The following is a 14,181-nucleotide window of genomic DNA, read 5'->3' as shown; positions in this document are numbered from 1 at the left end:
CCTTCGAGACGCGCTACGCGCTCCTCAGGATGACGGGACTGCTATCGGGAGCTCAGCCGTAGACGAACGCCTTTTCCTTGAGGTCGATCGCCGGGAATTCGTCCTTCTCCGCCCAATAGTCCTGGTTGTGCTGCCATTCCGGCTTGTCGCCGCGCTTCGGCAGCAGGTGCATGCCGCGCATCATGTAGCCGGGGTTGAAGTTCTCCGGATCGATCCACGGCAGCAGCGGCATGTTGTGGTCTTCGGGGCGCAGCGCCGGCGTCACCTTGTTCACACCGGTGGCCTTCATGTGCTTGAGCATGCGGCAGACGAAGTCGCCGACCAGATCGACGCGCAAGGTCCAGCTGGCGCGGAAATAGCCGAACACCCAGACGAGGTTCGGCACGCCGGTGAACATCATGCCGCGATAGGTCACGGTGTCCTTGAACTCGAGCGGCTTGCCGTCGATTGCGAAGTCGATGCCGCCATTGGCGGAGAGGTGGAAGCCGGTCGCGGTGATGATGATGTCGGCCTCGAGCTCCTTGCCGGACTTGAGCAGAATGCCCTTCTCGGTGAAGCGCTCGATCTCGTCGGTGACGACGGAGGCCTTGCCGTCCTTGATGGCGTGGAACAGGTCGGCATCCGGAATGAAGGCGATGCGCTGCCGCCACGGCCGGTAGCGCGGCGTGAAGTGGGTGGCGATGTCGTAGTCCTTGCCGAGGACGGCCTCGACCGCCGCCAGCAGGTCCTTCTTGGCGCCCTCCGGCTCGGCGAAGGTCCGCCTGGTGAAGGCGTCCTGCTCGAACAGGATCTTGCGGCGGGTGATCTCGTGGATCCAGTGCTCGTCGACCTGCAGCCTGCGCAGCTCCTCGGCGATCTCGATCGCGTTGCGGCCGGTGCGGAAATAGGTCGGCGAACGCTGCAGCATGGTGACATGGCCGGCGTCATTGGCCATCGCCGGGATCAGGGTCGCAGCCGTGGCGCCGGAGCCGATCACGACCACGCGCTTGCCCTTGTAGTCGAGGTCGTGGGGCCAGGTCTGCGGATGCACGACCGTGCCCTTGAACTTCGCCATGTCGGTCCATTCGGGCGTATAGCCCGCGTCGTGGCGGTAGTAGCCCTGGCACATCCAGAAGAAATTCGTCGTAAAGCGCAGCTGTTCGCCGGTGTCGACGCGGACAGCATCGACGGTCCAGAGATTGGTCTCGTTCGACCAGTTTGCCGCGGTGATAGTGTGGCGATAGCGGATGTGGCGGGCGAGATCGTTCTCGTCGATCACCTCGCCCATGTATTTCAGGATCTCGGCCGCGCTGGCGATCGGGGCGCTGGTCCACGGCTTGAAGCGATAGCCGAAGGTGTGCAGGTCGCTGTCGGAGCGGATGCCGGGATAGCGGTGGGTGGACCAGGTGCCGCCGAAGGTCTTCTGCGTCTCCAGCACCACGAAGCTGGTGCCCGGGCATTGCGTGGTCAGGTGGTAGGCGGCGCCGACGCCGGAGATGCCGGCGCCTGCGATCAGGACGTCGAAATGCTCTGATGTGACGGGCTCGGCGGCGCGGATTTGGGTCTGGACGTTCATCTTCCCTGGTCTTCTTTTTGGTTGGAGCGGCTCAGCAAAACGCCGGAGCGAATGCCCCGGTGAACTAGACTTCGCGGCGGCTGAGGAACGCCAGCCGCTCGAACAGATGCACGTCCTGCTCGTTCTTGAGCAGCGCGCCGTGCAGCGGCGGGATCAGCTTGCGCGGGTCGCGCTCCCTGAGCATCTCGGGCGTGATGTCCTCGTTCAGCAGCAGCTTGAGCCAGTCGAGCAGCTCGGAGGTCGAGGGCTTCTTCTTCAGGCCCGGCACCTCGCGGACCTCGAAGAAGATCCGCAGCGCCTCTTCCACCAGCCGCTTCTTGATGCCGGGGAAGTGCACGTCGACGATCTTGTTCATGGTGTCGACGTCGGGGAACTTGATGTAGTGGAAGAAGCAGCGGCGCAGGAAGGCGTCCGGCAGTTCCTTCTCGTTGTTCGACGTGATCATCACGATCGGGCGCAGCTTTGCCTTGATGGTCTCGCCGGTCTCGTAGACGTGGAACTCCATGCGGTCGAGCTCGAGCAGCAGGTCGTTAGGGAATTCGATGTCGGCCTTGTCGATCTCGTCGATCAGGAGCACCGGGCGCTTCTCGTGGGTGAAGGCCTCCCACAGCTTGCCGCGCTTGATGTAGTTCTTGATGTCGGACACGCGGGCGTCACCGAGCTGGCTGTCGCGCAGCCGCGACACCGCGTCGTATTCGTAGAGGCCCTGCTGCGCCTTGGTGGTCGACTTGATGTGCCAGGTCAAAAGCGGCGCGTCGATCGCCTTGGCGACTTCCTCGGCCAGCACGGTCTTGCCGGTGCCGGGCTCACCCTTCACCAGCAGCGGGCGCTCGAGCACGATGGCGGCATTGACGGCGACCTTGAGGTCATCGGTGGCGACGTAGTCCTTGGTACCCGTGAATTTCATCTATCTGTTTGCCTTGTTTCGTTCGTTGGCCGCATGGGTCTCACCTTGGGCCTCAACATGAAACGACCGCTCTCGCAGCGGCCGTTGGAGATGCAAATTTTTCGATCACGCTCGTCTGATCATCGATACGATCACCAGCACGATGCAAGCGCCGATCGTCGCGTTGACGATGTCGCGGATCGCGCTGCCGCCGAGGCCGACGCCAAGGCGCGGCAGCAGCCAGCTCGCCACCAGCGCGCCGATGATGCCGACGACCATGTTGCCGATCAGTCCGAAGCCCGCGCCGCGCACGATCAGCCCAGCGAGCCAGCCGGCAATCGCACCGATCACCAGTGCTGCAATGATGCCCATTCAAACGTCCTGCCCAATGTCTTGTCAGACGCAATTGTAATTGAAAAAGCCGGGCGGTCTAGGGTGGATTCCGCAGCGCAGCGGTACCCTGAACGGCACAGGGCGCATAGTATGTCAGGCGTACTGTTTCCGTCCTGCGGAATGATTGTCACCCGCGAGCGACGAGGCGAGCACCGTGCGGTCGCGTCCCGAGCGTTTCGCCTCGTAGAGCGCAAGGTCGGCCTGGCCGAGCAATTCGCTCTCGTTGGCGGTCGCAGCCGACCGGCTGGCGATCCCGAGGCTGATCGAGACCACGCCGCGCCGCGCCGGCGGATTGGCGATCGCCAGCGATCGCACCGTGAGGCGCATTGCTTCGGCGACCTTCAGCGCGTCCTGCTCGCCGATCCCGGGCAGGATGATCGCGAACTCCTCACCGCCGTATCGCGCGGCGAGCGCCGTGGTGTTGATGGTGGCGTCCGCGATCACGCGGGCCACGCGCTTCAGGCATTCGTCACCGGCCTGATGGCCCAGCGTGTCGTTGAAACCCTTGAAGTGATCGATATCGAGCATGATGAGGGAGATCTGATCGCGGTCGCGGAACTCGCGCGGCAGCGCGCTGTCGAAGCTGCGGCGGTTGGCAAGCGCGGTCAGGCCGTCGGTGGTCGCAAGCTCCGACAGGCGCATGTTCAGCGCGTTGAGTTCATCCTCCATCTTGCGGCGTTCGGTCACGTCGCGCAGTACGCCGACGACCTCGATAGCCTGATGGTCTTCCGCAAGCCCGGCGAGCTTGAAGTTGATCTCGACCCAGATCTCGGTCCCGTCGGCGCGGAAGGTCTTGAAGTCCACGGTCTTGGTGGTCGTCCAGTTGGTCAATTCCGATGTCGCCCTGGCGACGTCGGCGAGGTGATCGGGATGCACGAACTCGAAGCAGGATTTGCCGATCAGATCGTCCGGCTTGCGGCCGAGGATGGTCTCGACCGACTGCGACACGAACAGGAAGCGGCCGTCGCGGTCCAGGAGGATCACGACGTCGGCGATGTTGTCGGCAAGCAGCCGGTAGCGCGCCTCGCGTTCCCTGAGCATCCGCGCGACCCTGGTCCGCTTGGCGAACTCCTTGCCGAGCAGGATGGCGAACAGGATGACGCTCCCCATCAGGATCACGGCGACAAACAGGTCGTTGCGCAGATCCTCATGCCAGGCGGCGAGCACCTGGGCTTCCGGCAACGCGACGGTGATCACGATCGGATATTGCGACGCGCGTTCGAAGCCGAGATATTTGACGCGTCCGTCGAACGGCGATGTGGTCTTGGTGTAGCCGGTGCGGTCCTGCTCGATCTGTGCCCTGAAAGCCGCGGACACCTCCTTGCTCCACTTGCCCGCCGGCCAATGCGCCAGAACGATGCCGTCGAGACGGAGCAGGGTAATTCCGGCGTGCGGACCGAATTCGAAGGCCTGGTAGAAATTGTCGAAGTAGCTGCTTTCGATGGTCGCGAACAGCACGCCGCCGAAGCTGCCGTCTTCCCTGGTGACGCGCCGCGACAGCACGATGGTCGGATGCCCGGTCAGCCGCGACTGCAACGGCTCGCTGATATGCAGCGTCGCATCCGGCGAGTCGCGATGGCCGATGAAATAGCTGCGATCGGCATTGTTGTGGGCCGGCAACTCCGCGGCCGACGAGTAGATCCGGTTGCCATCGGGATCGATCACGCCGATTTCCCGGATCTGCGGCAGCGCGTCCGCGGTCTTGCGCAACGCCGCGTTGAAGCGGTCGACACGCGGCTTCTGGTATTTCAGCAGGTCGACCATGGCGTTCATGGAGACATCGATCGCCTGGACCGAATGCGAGGCGTGTTCCGCCAACGAATGGGTGAGGTTGCGGATGTCACGCTCGCCCTGGGCGAGCGCCATGGTGCGCGCCTCGACCGCCTTCCAGATCAACAGACCCAGCACGAATATGCTCATCGCCGTCACCACGGCGGCGACGATCGCCGTCGGCGAGAACAGTTTCGGCAGCTTGGCAGGGCTGTTGGGCAAGTCGATCGGGTCCACGGGCGGCGCGCTACCTCCAGTGATCAACGCCCCATCTTAACGTCACGTTTCGTCCCCGGGAGCCGAAGCCGGCCGGGGTGGTTAAGTGAAAGTGAATGGCTGATCCGCAGCCGCAACCGGGGCAGGGGCCCTTGACGGCACCGGCAGGGCGGGCGATTTAAGTAAACATGTTCCTGCAGTTCTTCACATCGCTGCGCGACGCCCAGGTCCCCGTGACGCTACGGGAATATCTGACCTTGATGGAAGCGCTTGACGCCGATCTCGCCGAACAGACCGTCGAGAACTTCTATTATTTGTCGCGCGCCGCCCTGGTGAAGGACGAGCGCAATCTCGACAAGTTCGACCGGGTGTTCGGCACCGTGTTCAAGGGGCTCGAGAGCCTGCTCGACGCCATGGGCAAGGCAGAGATCCCCGAGGAGTGGCTGAAGAAGCTCGCGGAGAAGTATCTCACCGAGGAAGAGAAGAAGCAGATCGAGGCCCTGGGCTGGGACAAGCTCATGGAGACCTTGAAGAAGCGGCTCGAGGAACAGAAGGGCCGTCACCAGGGCGGCAGCAAGTGGATCGGCACCGCCGGCACCTCGCCGTTCGGCGCCCACGGCTATAATCCCGAGGGCGTGCGGATCGGCCAGGAGAAGAACCGCAACAACCGCGCCGTGAAGGTGTGGGACAAGCGCGAGTTCAAGGATCTCGACGGCAATGTCGAGCTCGGCATCCGCAACATCAAGGTCGCGCTGCGGCGGCTGCGCAAGTTCGCGCGCACCGGCGCGCCCGACGAGCTCGACCTCGACACCACGATCAAGGAGACCGCCAACCACGGCTATCTCGACGTGCACATGCGGCCCGAGCGGCGCAACGCGGTCAAGGTGCTGGTGTTCTTCGATATCGGCGGCTCGATGGATTCGCATATCGAGCAGGTCGAGGAGCTGTTCTCGGCCGCCAAGAGCGAATTCAAGCACATGGAATATTTCTACTTCCACAACTGCCTCTATGAAGGCGTCTGGAAGCAGAACAAGCGGCGCTTCACCGATCGTACGCCGACCTGGGACGTGCTGCACAAGTATCCGCACGACTACAAGGTGGTGTTCGTCGGCGATGCCTCGATGTCGCCTTACGAGATTATGGTGCCCGGCGGCTCGGTCGAGCATGTCAACGAAGAGGCCGGCTCGGTCTGGCTCGACCGCATCACCCGCACCTATCCGCATGCGGTGTGGCTCAATCCGGTGGCGCAGAAGCACTGGGACTATTCGGAATCGACCACCATCATCCGCCGCCTGTTCTCCGAGCGCATGTATCCGATCACGATTGAGGGTCTGGAGCACGCGATGCGGGAGCTGGTGCGGTAGTCAATTCCGTCATTCCGGGGCGATGCGAAGCATCGAACCCGGAATCTCGAGATTCCGGATCAGCCGCTTCGCGTCTGTCCGGAATGACGGTGGCAAAAGATAAAGACAAAGGGAGAGCCCCATGCCCCAGAACATCCACCGCGGCATCAAGGTGATGATCGACGAGGCCAATGCCGAGATCGAGACCATCAGCGCGGCCGATGCGATCACGCTGATCGGCAAGAACGATGTCGTGATCGTCGACATCCGCGACCCGCGCGAGATCGAGCGCGACGGCAAGATCCCCGGCGCGTTCTCCTGCACCCGCGGCATGCTGGAGTTCTGGATCGATCCGAACAGTCCCTATGCCAAGCCGATCTTCCAGGAAGACAAGAAGTTCATCTTCCACTGCGCCGGTGGCCTGCGCTCGGCACTTGCCGCCAAGACCGCGAAGGACATGGGCCTGAAGCCGGTCGCCCATATGGGCGGCGGCTTCGCTGCGTGGCGCGAGGCCGGCGGTCCGATCGAGGCGTGGGAGCCGAAGAAGAAGGGCTGAGCAAGATGTCACACGCGGGCTTGACCCGCGTGTCCATCGTTTCGAAACAAGATGGATTGCCGGATCAAGTCCGGCAATGACGATGGAGAGACAGGCAAGATGACCACCACCGACGATCCGCTCGTTTCGACCGAATGGCTGGCTGCGCATCTCGGCGACGCCAACGTCAAGGTGCTCGATGCGACCTTCAAGCTGCCCGGCGTGCTGCCGCTGCCGAAGGACGACTATCTCGCCGCGCATCTGCCCGGTGCGGTGTTCTTCGACGTCGACGCGGTGTCCGATCATTCCAATCCGCTGCCGCACATGTTTCCGAGCGCCGAGCAGTTCGGCCGCGACATCGGCGGGCTCGGCGTCGGCAATGCCGACACCGTCGTGATCTATGATTCCGGCGGCTGGGTTGCCGCGCCGCGCGCCTGGTGGATGTTCCTGTCCTACGGCCATCGCAACGTGCGCATTCTCAACGGCGGTCTGAAGAAGTGGCGCGCCGAGGGCAGGGCAGTCGAGAGCGGCGAGGTGAAGGCGAAGCCCGCGACCTTCAAGGCGAGCTACGATCCGAAGCGCGTGCGCAGTATCGAGCAGATGATCGCCAATGTCGAAAGCCATGCCGAGCAGGTGATCGATGCGCGTGCCGCCGAACGCTTCGAGGGCCGCGCGCCGGAGCCGCGGCCGGGCATTCGTGCGGGCCACATTCCGGGCGCCCGCAACGTGCCCTACAACCAACTGTTCGATGCAGCGACCGGCGAGATGAAGCCGCTCGACGATCTGCGCAAGTCGTTCAGCGGCGCCGGCGTCAAGCTGGACGCGCCGATCGTCACGAGCTGCGGCTCCGGCGTCTCGGCCGGCGTGCTGACGCTCGCGCTCTACCGGCTCGGTGTCACCGAGAGCGCGCTCTATGACGGCTCGTGGTCGGAATGGGGACAGGCGAGCGGCCCGCCGATCGCGACGGGTCCGGCTTGAGAAATAGCTTCTAGCGTCGGGTGAGCGGCACCGAGGTGGGGTTGCCGAACGGATCGAGCTGAACGGCCTGCCGCACCGGTGGCGCGCTGACGATCCGCCGACGCTCCTTGCGATGGGCGGGCTTGCTGGTCGCGTTGCGCTCCGGCTTCTTCGCTTCAGTGGCCTTCGGCGCGGCCGGCGCTTCGACGACAACTTCGGGTCCGCCCAGCGTTGCGATCCTCGTCGCGGCTGCGATGGCCTCGGGTGACGGCGGTGCTGGGTCTGGCGCAGCCATCGCTGGTGCCGGGGTCGCGAGCGCGGGTTCGCTGGGTGTGGCAGGCGAGTCGGCCACGGCGGCGACCTTGGCCTCGGCTGGCGCCGGTGCCGCTTCCGTGGAAACCGGCGCGGGCTGCGATGCAGGCGACGGATCCGCGGCCGGAGGTTGCGGAGCAACTTCGTCCGACTGCGCTGGTGCGGGAGTTTCGACGGTCTGGGCTTCCAGCTTCGGCGGAGCAGGCGGTGCGTCATCCGCCGTCACCGCGGCGAGCTTCGCAGGCTCGGCTGGAGGAGAGGCTTCGGCAGGAGCAGCCGGCTCGGAGGCGGCGACTGGCTCCGAGGGTGTCGAGGGGACCGGGCCGTCGGCCGCCGCCTTGTCTGCGGCTGATGGCTCGACCCGCACCATAGCGAGCACCGGCGGCGTTTCGGGCTGCTGCGCAAATTGCGGCTCGGGCGGAGCCCGGCGGGCCGGAATGCTGGCGAATTCCTCATGCGCCGCGCGAAACAGCGCGGCTGCCCCTAACCCGAACACCAGAAGCGACGTCGCCAGCACGATCGCGGCGAACAGAAAACGAAGGCCGGGGAGCATGGGCGCGGGTTCCCCCTTCTGCGGGAGGGTCTTTGATGTCGAGGGAACGCGGTGACCACACAAGAGAGCCGGCGTCGCGAACGCGAATCAGGCGGATTCGAAGATATCGCAACCCCCGGAGACTGTTTGTTACAAAATGCGGGTGATTGATGACTTTGGGCAGGTGGACAATCATTCCCGACCCATGAGACATCTTTGCCGCAGCGTTGACGGCAAATCACAAATGCCCGAAATGGCCCGGGTTTCGCGGATTTGTCTTGAATGCGCCGCTATCTTCCTGCATTGGGCCGTTAACAGTCCGGTGTGGCTTGGGGACTATAACAGAGCAATGATGATCAACCGCATTCTGACGATTTGCGCTGCCGCGGCTCTCGGCGTGGCGGGAACCTCGCTTGCGCATGCGCAGCAGGGGTATCCGGTTCCCCAGGGCCCGGCCTATTCGGCCGCGCCGCAGCCCTACTCGCAGGGCAACATGCCGGATTTCGACTCGCTCGACGATGAAGATGCGCCGCGCAATTCGGCCGGGCTGCCGCCGCCCGGCCCGGTGATGTCGCCGGATGACCCGCGCTATGGCCGCCCGACGAATGCACCGGTCTATTCCGATCGTGGTGCGCCGGCCGGTCCCGTGATGTCGCCGGACGATCCGCGCTACGGCCGTCCGATGAATTCCCAGCCGGTCTACTCCGACCGTGGTGCGCCGACCGGTCCGGTGATGTCGCCCGATGATCCGCGCTATGGCCGGCCGATGGGGCCGCCGCCGGTGATCTATGGCGATCGTCCGGGCGCGCAGCAAGCCAATCGCGACAATGGCGTTCCGGCAGCCGGCGTGTCCTATGGCGACGACCGCGGCGGCATGCGTCCGCCCGAGGGCGTGACCGGAGCGGTGCCGCAGCAGCAGGCGCCCGTCGATGCCAACGGCAAGCCGCTGCAGATCGCGTCGCTGCCGGCGGACGAGCAGCCGGAAGACGGCCCGGCGCAACTGGCCCCGAATCTGCGGCGCCAGGAAGTGGCGTTCGCGACAAAGGAGCCGGCCGGCACCATCGTCGTCGATACGCCGAATACCTACCTGTATTACATCCTGGGCAATGGCCGGGCGATCCGCTACGGCGTCCGTGTCGGCCGCGACGGCTTCACCTGGACCGGGGTGCAGAAGATCACCCGCAAGGCCGAGTGGCCGGATTGGCATCCGCCGACGGAGATGATCGAACGCCAGCCCTATCTGCCGCGCTTCATGGCCGGCGGACCCGGCAACCCGCTCGGCGCCCGCGCGATGTATCTCGGCTCGACCGTGTACCGTATTCACGGCACCAACCAGCCGTCGACCATCGGCAAGTTCGTCTCGTCGGGTTGCATCGGCATGCTGAACGAGGACGTCTCGGACCTGTTCGAGCGCGCCAAGGTCGGCACCCGTGTGGTTGTGCTGCCCGGCGGCGCAGCCCCGGGCACGACGACGGCTTCCGCCGCGCCGCCGCCCAACCCGATGGCCCCCGCTCAGGCCGCGCCGCTGCCCGGCACGCAGCCGACCTCGGTCCAGCCGCTGCCCGCACCGGTCACGGTGCGCTAGGCCAACCGGCAAACTCATCATTGAAAAAGGCGCGCGAACAGCGCGCCTTTTTTGTTTGCCGATCGATGTCCGATCTCAGGCCAGCCGCCGCGGCGGCTCGCTGCCCTTGGTGAAGGCGTCGATGCACGCGACCATCTGCTGATAGTGCGCCTGCAAGCTCTCGCGCGTCGCATAGCCGAGGTGCGGCGTGATCACCACGTTGTCGAGCTTGCGGAGCGGGTGGTCTGATGGCAGCGGCTCGACCGAGAACACGTCGATGCCGGCGCCGGCGATCTTCTTGTCGCGCAGCGCCGCAAGCAGGGCGTCTTCGTCGACGATCGGCCCGCGCGCGGTGTTGACGAGATAGGCAGACGGCTTCATGCGGGCGAGATCGGCAGCGCCGACCAGTCCGCGTGAGCGCGGGCTCAGCACGACATGGATGGTGATGATGTCTGATGTCGCGAACAGCTCGTCCTTGCTGGCGTAGCCGACGCCGGCCTCCTTGCATTTCTCCGGCGTCAGGTTGGGGCTCCAGGCGATCACGTTCATGCCGAACGCCTTGGCCATGCCGGCGACCTTGCTGCCGAGCTTGCCGAGGCCGATGACACCGAGCGTCTTGCCCTCGATCTCGGTGCCGGCAAAGCTCTGCCACGCCTCGCCGGCGTGCATCCGCGCATTCTCGCGGCCGATGCCGCGGGTCAATTCGAGGATCAGGCCCATGGTCAGCGGCGCGGTGGGATCGCGGCTATATTGGGTGCCGCACAGCACCACGTTGCGCTGCTTGGCGGCCTCCATGTCGATCGCGGCGTTGCGCATGCCCGACGTGATCATGAGCTTCAGCTTCGGCAGCGCGTCGAGCAGGCTGCGCGGGAACGGCGTGCGCTCGCGCATCGCGCAGATGATCTCGAAGTCCTTCAGCTTGGCCGCTGCCTCCGCCTCGCTCGCGAACGGCTGGTCGAACACGGTGACCTCGACGCGATCCGTGATCGCCGGCCAGTCGGCCAGCGAAAGCGCGATGTCGAAATAGTCGTCGAGGATTGCACAGCGGAGCCGCGTCATCGGAAAGGTCCATTCAGGGTGAGGCGACGGCGGAAAATCAACCGTCGGGGAGCCCCGGATGGTCGCGCGCAATCGGCAGGCGCGCAAGCGGCCGCAGGTTCAAAATGCGGCGATTGCCGAACGGCTCAGGATGGCTTGCGCGTCTTCGCGGTGCGGATATCGACGAGCATCGAGCGGACCGCCGGCGACAGCGCCATCTGCTTGGCACGGCAGGCCGGACCCGGGCCGCGCATATAGTGCAGTTCCGGCCGGTAGGGATGGAAAGCCTTGGCAACGAAAGCCCGCCAGAAGGCGCTGAATTCGGCGAACAGCGTCGCCTCGCGTTTGGTCGTGGAGCGCGAAAGAGGTGCTGAAATGATGGTAGCCATGACGTGGCCTCAACTGTTTGGTCGCGGTTCTGCCGCGAAAATCGCCGTTTTTCGGCGTTGGAGACGAGTTTTGGCCTGATTTATTAAAAGATGGTTTCAATTGTCGTGATTCGGCGCGCACATGGTGTCGAACCCGTAATCACCCGTGGCGAATGGACGGAACGTGGTGAACGGATGGAAAACAACCGCCCTGCGGTTGCGCTTTCGGGGGCCGGCCGTTACATCGGCGGCAGCAAAATTTCCTTTAAATCGGATCAATTCCAGGGACAGCGGATGGCTCGCCAGTTCATCTATTTCATGCAGGGTCTGACCAAGGCGTATCCGACCCGCAAGGTGCTCGATAACATCCATCTGAGCTTCTATCCGGACGCCAAGATCGGCGTGCTCGGCGTCAACGGCTCGGGCAAGTCGACGCTGCTCAAGATCATGGCCGGCCTCGACAAGGAATATAACGGCGAGGCCTGGGTCGCCGAGGGCGCCCGCGTCGGCTATCTCGAGCAGGAGCCGCACCTTGATCCCGCACTCAACGTCCGTGAGAACGTCATGCTCGGCGTCGCCAAGCAGAAGGCGATCCTCGACCGCTACAACGAGCTTGCGGTCAACTATTCGGACGAGACGGCCGACGAGATGACCAAGCTGCAGGACGAGATCGAGGCGCAGGGCCTGTGGGATCTCGACAGCAAGGTCGACCAGGCGATGGACGCGTTGCGCTGCCCGCCGGACGATGCCGATGTCACAAAACTGTCGGGCGGTGAACGCCGCCGCGTCGCGCTGTGCCGCCTGTTGCTCGACCAGCCGGAATTGCTGCTGCTGGACGAACCGACCAACCATCTCGACGCTGAGTCGGTGTCATGGCTCGAAGGCCATCTGCGCAACTATCCCGGCGCGATCCTGATCGTCACCCACGATCGCTACTTCCTCGACAATGTCACGAGCTGGATCCTCGAGCTCGATCGCGGCCGCGGCATTCCTTACGAGGGCAACTACTCGTCCTGGCTGGTGCAGAAGCAGAAGCGGCTCGAGCAGGAGGGCCGCGAAGACGCCGCCCACCAGAAGACGCTGGCCCGCGAGCAGGAGTGGATTGCGTCGTCTCCGAAGGCACGCCAGGCCAAGTCGAAGGCGCGCTATCAGCGCTATGAGGACCTGCTGAAGCAGGCCAGCGAAAAGCAGACCCAGACCGCGCAGATCACGATTCCGGTCGCCGAGCGTCTCGGCCAGAACGTGGTGGACTTCGAAGGCCTCAGCAAGGGTTTTGGCGACCGCATGCTGATCGACGATCTCACCTTCAAGCTGCCGCCGGGCGGCATCGTCGGCGTGATCGGTGCCAACGGCGCCGGCAAGACCACGCTGTTCAGGATGATCACCAAGCAGGAGGAACCCGACAAGGGCTCCATCACCGTCGGCGAGAGCGTGCATCTTGGCTATGTCGACCAGTCGCGCGACGCGCTCGACGGCAAGAAGACGGTGTGGGAGGAGATCTCAGGCAACAACGAGCTGATCCTGCTCGGCAAGAAGGAAGTCAACTCGCGCGGCTATTGCTCGTCGTTCAACTTCAAGGGCGCCGACCAGCAGAAGAAGGTCGGCGCGCTGTCGGGCGGTGAACGCAACCGCGTGCATCTCGCCAAGATGCTGAAGTCGGGCGCCAACGTGCTGCTGCTCGACGAACCGACCAACGACCTCGACGTCGACACGCTGCGTGCGCTGGAAGAGGCGCTGGAGGATTTCGCCGGTTGCGCCGTCATCATCAGCCATGATCGCTGGTTCCTCGACCGCATCGCGACCCACATCCTGGCCTTCGAGGGCGACAGCCATGTCGAATGGTTCGAAGGCAACTTCCAGGATTACGAAAAGGACAAGATGCGCCGCCTCGGCCAGGACAGCATCATCCCGCACCGCGTGAAATACAAGAAGCTCACGCGCTGATAGGTCAAAGCAGTCGAACGCGGCCATCGCGCCGCGTTCGGCTGTTCCTCTTTGCAGGATCATGACGGCATCGCGGCGCAAATCTGCGGCCAGTTGTCGCTTTTCAAGCGCGCGGGATTGCGTAGATAGAGCGCTCCGCAATTCTCAATTCCGCGAGCACCCCGACATGTCCGCACTATCAGACGCGCCCGCCCGCTCCAAGGGCCGGTCGCTGCGTCCCGTTCCCATGCTGATCTTCGGATCGCGCTGGCTGCAATTGCCGCTCTATGTCGGCCTGATCATCGCCCAGGGCGTCTATGTCGTGCTGTTCCTGAAGGAGCTGTGGCACCTGTTCGCCCATGCCTTCGATTTCAGCGAGCAGCAGATCATGCTGGCCGTCCTCGGCCTGATCGACGTCGTCATGATCTCGAACCTGCTGGTGATGGTGATCGTCGGCGGCTATGAGACCTTCGTGTCGCGCCTCAATCTGCAGGGACATCCGGACGAGCCGGAATGGCTCAGCCACGTCAACGCCAGCGTGCTGAAGATCAAGCTGGCGATGGCGATCATCGGCATCTCCTCGATCCACCTGCTGCGCACCTTCATCGAGGCCGGCGCGCTGTCGTCCGGCAAGAGCACGTACACCGAGACCGGCGTGATGTGGCAGACCATCATCCACTGCGTCTTCATCCTGTCGGCCATCGGCATCGCCCTCGTCGACAAGCTGTCGAACGACTCGATCGAGGGCGCCAAGCAGCAGGGTGGGCACTAGCCGGGACAACGACTAAT

At 64.3% G+C, this 14,181-nt stretch carries 13 protein-coding genes; 6 read left to right on the top strand and 7 right to left on the bottom strand.

The features are described 5' to 3' along the window. Positions 1-52: 52 nt before the first annotated feature. From ACE103_RS33145 to ACE103_RS33130, 4 genes are all read right to left on the bottom strand, one after another. Positions 53-1,555, bottom strand: a complete 1,503-nt coding sequence (locus ACE103_RS33145; protein ID WP_375776456.1) for a flavin-containing monooxygenase — start codon at positions 1,553-1,555, stop codon at positions 53-55. A 64-nt stretch (positions 1,556-1,619) separates the two neighbouring features. Beyond that, the gene (locus ACE103_RS33140) at positions 1,620-2,462 is read right to left on the bottom strand and encodes a MoxR family ATPase (RefSeq protein WP_223969350.1); all 843 of its coding nucleotides are present in this window, start codon (positions 2,460-2,462) and stop codon (positions 1,620-1,622) included. Between the two features lie 105 nt (positions 2,463-2,567). Next, the gene (locus tag ACE103_RS33135) at positions 2,568-2,813 is read right to left on the bottom strand and encodes a GlsB/YeaQ/YmgE family stress response membrane protein (protein WP_223969348.1); all 246 of its coding nucleotides are present in this window, start codon (positions 2,811-2,813) and stop codon (positions 2,568-2,570) included. A 114-nt stretch (positions 2,814-2,927) separates the two neighbouring features. Continuing rightward, positions 2,928-4,841, bottom strand: a complete 1,914-nt coding sequence (locus ACE103_RS33130) for a diguanylate cyclase (protein WP_375776455.1) — start codon at positions 4,839-4,841, stop codon at positions 2,928-2,930. Positions 4,842-5,008: 167 nt separating this feature from the next. Between ACE103_RS33130 and ACE103_RS33125 the strand changes: the two genes are divergently transcribed. From ACE103_RS33125 to sseA, 3 genes are all read left to right on the top strand, one after another. Further along, positions 5,009-6,184, top strand: a complete 1,176-nt coding sequence (locus tag ACE103_RS33125) for a VWA domain-containing protein (RefSeq protein WP_375776454.1) — start codon at positions 5,009-5,011, stop codon at positions 6,182-6,184. A gap of 121 nt (positions 6,185-6,305) precedes the next feature. Next, positions 6,306-6,719 (top strand): rhodanese-like domain-containing protein, encoded by a 414-nt coding sequence (locus ACE103_RS33120; RefSeq protein ID WP_016847778.1) that lies wholly within the window; start codon positions 6,306-6,308, stop codon positions 6,717-6,719. Between the two features lie 99 nt (positions 6,720-6,818). Beyond that, on the top strand, positions 6,819-7,676 hold the full coding sequence (gene sseA, locus ACE103_RS33115; protein ID WP_375776453.1) for a 3-mercaptopyruvate sulfurtransferase: 858 nt from the start codon (positions 6,819-6,821) through the stop codon (positions 7,674-7,676). A 10-nt stretch (positions 7,677-7,686) separates the two neighbouring features. On the opposite strand, the gene ACE103_RS33110 is transcribed toward sseA, so the two are convergent. Then, positions 7,687-8,520: a hypothetical protein gene (locus tag ACE103_RS33110; RefSeq protein ID WP_375776452.1), complete on the bottom strand. Its 834-nt coding sequence runs from the start codon at positions 8,518-8,520 to the stop codon at positions 7,687-7,689. A gap of 328 nt (positions 8,521-8,848) precedes the next feature. Between ACE103_RS33110 and ACE103_RS33105 the strand changes: the two genes are divergently transcribed. After that, complete coding sequence (locus tag ACE103_RS33105; RefSeq protein WP_375776451.1) at positions 8,849-10,084, top strand: L,D-transpeptidase family protein; 1,236 nt, start codon at positions 8,849-8,851, stop codon at positions 10,082-10,084. Positions 10,085-10,159: 75 nt separating this feature from the next. Here the strand turns inward: ACE103_RS33105 and ACE103_RS33100 are convergent, their stop codons facing one another. After that, a complete protein-coding gene (locus ACE103_RS33100; RefSeq protein WP_375776450.1) occupies positions 10,160-11,122 on the bottom strand; it encodes a D-2-hydroxyacid dehydrogenase family protein in 963 nt (320 codons plus the stop codon). A gap of 125 nt (positions 11,123-11,247) precedes the next feature. Then, positions 11,248-11,490, bottom strand: coding sequence for a hypothetical protein (locus ACE103_RS33095; RefSeq protein ID WP_223969337.1), 243 nt, complete (start codon positions 11,488-11,490; stop codon positions 11,248-11,250). Between the two features lie 273 nt (positions 11,491-11,763). Here ACE103_RS33095 and ettA point away from each other — a divergent pair, with 273 nt between their 5' ends. Both ettA and ACE103_RS33085 read left to right on the top strand, forming a co-directional pair. Further along, positions 11,764-13,413 (top strand): energy-dependent translational throttle protein EttA, encoded by a 1,650-nt coding sequence (gene ettA / locus ACE103_RS33090; protein ID WP_223969335.1) that lies wholly within the window; start codon positions 11,764-11,766, stop codon positions 13,411-13,413. Between the two features lie 166 nt (positions 13,414-13,579). Then, positions 13,580-14,164 carry a TIGR00645 family protein gene (locus ACE103_RS33085; RefSeq protein ID WP_375776449.1) on the top strand — a complete coding sequence of 195 codons (585 nt, stop codon included), beginning with the start codon at positions 13,580-13,582 and terminating at the stop codon, positions 14,162-14,164. The last annotated feature ends 17 nt before the right edge of the window (positions 14,165-14,181 follow it).

It is taken from the genome of Bradyrhizobium sp. ma5, assembly GCF_042258955.1.
Taxonomy (GTDB): Bacteria; Pseudomonadota; Alphaproteobacteria; order Rhizobiales; family Xanthobacteraceae; genus Bradyrhizobium.
The sequence above is the reverse complement of the archived record's forward strand: the minus strand, read 5'-3'. Positions and strand labels throughout refer to the sequence as shown.

What these genes read in the sequence shown, in the direction of transcription:
- ACE103_RS33125 (WP_375776454.1), top strand. Translation starts at nt 5,009, where the DNA reads ATGTTCCTGCAGTTCTTCACATCGCTGCGCGACGCCCAGGTCCCCGTG.
- ACE103_RS33135 (WP_223969348.1), bottom strand. Translation starts at nt 2,813, where the DNA reads ATGGGCATCATTGCAGCACTGGTGATCGGTGCGATTGCCGGCTGGCTC.
- ACE103_RS33105 (WP_375776451.1), top strand. Translation starts at nt 8,849, where the DNA reads ATGATGATCAACCGCATTCTGACGATTTGCGCTGCCGCGGCTCTCGGC.
- ACE103_RS33095 (WP_223969337.1), bottom strand. Translation starts at nt 11,490, where the DNA reads ATGGCTACCATCATTTCAGCACCTCTTTCGCGCTCCACGACCAAACGC.
- ACE103_RS33100 (WP_375776450.1), bottom strand. Translation starts at nt 11,122, where the DNA reads ATGACGCGGCTCCGCTGTGCAATCCTCGACGACTATTTCGACATCGCG.
- ACE103_RS33110 (WP_375776452.1), bottom strand. Translation starts at nt 8,520, where the DNA reads ATGCTCCCCGGCCTTCGTTTTCTGTTCGCCGCGATCGTGCTGGCGACG.
- ACE103_RS33120 (WP_016847778.1), top strand. Translation starts at nt 6,306, where the DNA reads ATGCCCCAGAACATCCACCGCGGCATCAAGGTGATGATCGACGAGGCC.
- ACE103_RS33140 (WP_223969350.1), bottom strand. Translation starts at nt 2,462, where the DNA reads ATGAAATTCACGGGTACCAAGGACTACGTCGCCACCGATGACCTCAAG.
- ettA (WP_223969335.1), top strand. Translation starts at nt 11,764, where the DNA reads ATGGCTCGCCAGTTCATCTATTTCATGCAGGGTCTGACCAAGGCGTAT.
- ACE103_RS33145 (WP_375776456.1), bottom strand. Translation starts at nt 1,555, where the DNA reads ATGAACGTCCAGACCCAAATCCGCGCCGCCGAGCCCGTCACATCAGAG.
- sseA (WP_375776453.1), top strand. Translation starts at nt 6,819, where the DNA reads ATGACCACCACCGACGATCCGCTCGTTTCGACCGAATGGCTGGCTGCG.
- ACE103_RS33085 (WP_375776449.1), top strand. Translation starts at nt 13,580, where the DNA reads ATGTCCGCACTATCAGACGCGCCCGCCCGCTCCAAGGGCCGGTCGCTG.